Genomic DNA, 1523 nt, shown 5'->3' on the forward strand with positions numbered 1-1523 from the left:
ACCTTCACCGCTACCGAACGACCGAGGACCAGGTCCGAGGCACGCCAGACGTCGCCCATGCCGCCGGTGGCGACACGTTCGTCCAAGCGGTAGCGGCCGCTGAGCACGACCTCCGATGACAACACAGCCATACCGTACCCAGCGCCGCCGGAAAGCACGCGTCGCGACCGGTGTGCCCCCGACCGCCGGGGACCGCCCGGCGGGGCGGCGAGATCTCGATCTCCTCCGATATCCTGTGACCGGACCGGAACGATCCGTGACCATGCCCGTCCGCGTCCGCGCTGGACTGGGCGAACGGCCGGCCCGGCCGTGCCGACCAGGTCGTACCTGGTGTCGGAGCGTCTCGATCGCCGATTGTGTTACAGCAACTCGCCGGCCGTTCGGCCAGATAAATCTCACTCTTTTCCCCACCGTCACCGGCTTGTCGGATCGGCCCTCGGCTCCTAGCGTTAGCCGAACTCGGGCCCGCCCCACGGCCCCGCCGCGGCACCGCCGCCGGCCGCGCCGTGGCGAGTGTCCAGACATACCGCCCGGGCCACTACGGTCGGGGGTGCGAACAGGTCAGCGGGGGGCTGAGGGTGCGGGATCAGGTCCGGCTGCCGGACCGGGCTGGCGTCGCGCACGCCAGGTCCGGTGTGCGCCGCTGTGGCATGCCCGGGCCCCGGAGCCGGCGGACCCATGTCCGGTGAGTTGACGGAGGCGGTCGTCGCCGCCCAGGCCGGCGACGAGGACGCCTTCCGCTTCCTCTACCGCAGCCTCCAGCCGGGCCTGCTGCGCTACCTCACCGCGCTGGTCGGCGCGGACGCCGAGGACGTGGCCTCGGAGACCTGGCTGCAGATCTCCCGCGACCTGCCCAGCTTCACCGGCGGCGAGTTCCGCGCCTGGACCGTGACCATCGCCCGCAACCGGGCCATGGACCACCTGCGCCGGCAGCGCCGCCGCCCGTCTCTGCCGGTACCCGTGCAGGCGCTCAGCGAACTGGCCGGCGACGCCGACACCGCCGAGCGGGCCGGCGAGACGATCGGCACCGAGGCGGCACTGGCGCTGATCTCGACCCTGCCGCCCCGGGAGGCCGAGGCCGTGCTGCTGCGCGCGGTCATCGGGTTGGACGCGGAGACCGCCGGGCGGGTGCTCGGGCGGCGGCCGGGCGCGGTGCGCACCGCCGCGCACCGCGGGCTGCGGCGGCTGGCCGCGCTGATGGAACGCCACGACCCGGCCGACCGGTCGGCCGAGTTAAAGAGCCCCGCTGCGCCCCGTCCGCGTACCGGGCGCCGGCAGGCGCCGCACGCCGAGCCGGCGGACGGTTGACGTGAAGGGATTCAGGATGAGTCTGCGCCGGTCCGGTCGGCCCGCCGACCGCACCGAGTCCGATCGGCTGCTCGACGCCGCCGGCCCCGGCGCTCCCGCCGGCACGGATCCGCTCGCCCGGCTGCTGTCGGCGGCGGCGGCCCCGGCCCGCCCGGGCGAGCTGGCCGGGGAGGAGGCGGCGTTGGCCGCCTTCCGCGCGGCCCGCGCCGCCGGGC

General features: G+C 75.3%; 1 protein-coding gene and 1 pseudogene. Both read left to right on the forward strand.

Features of this window, described 5'->3' with window-relative positions:
- Positions 1-678: 678 nt before the first annotated feature.
- Positions 679-1308, forward strand: coding sequence for an RNA polymerase sigma factor (locus DLJ47_RS03200; protein ID WP_109898616.1), 630 nt, complete (start codon positions 679-681; stop codon positions 1306-1308).
- Between the two features lie 16 nt (positions 1309-1324).
- Positions 1325-1523, forward strand: a pseudogene (locus DLJ47_RS03205) (hypothetical protein); the annotation flags it as partial.

Origin of the sequence: Micromonospora sp. S4605 (assembly GCF_003176715.1) — a bacterium.
Classification (GTDB): Bacteria; Actinomycetota; Actinomycetes; order Mycobacteriales; family Micromonosporaceae; genus Micromonospora; species Micromonospora echinaurantiaca.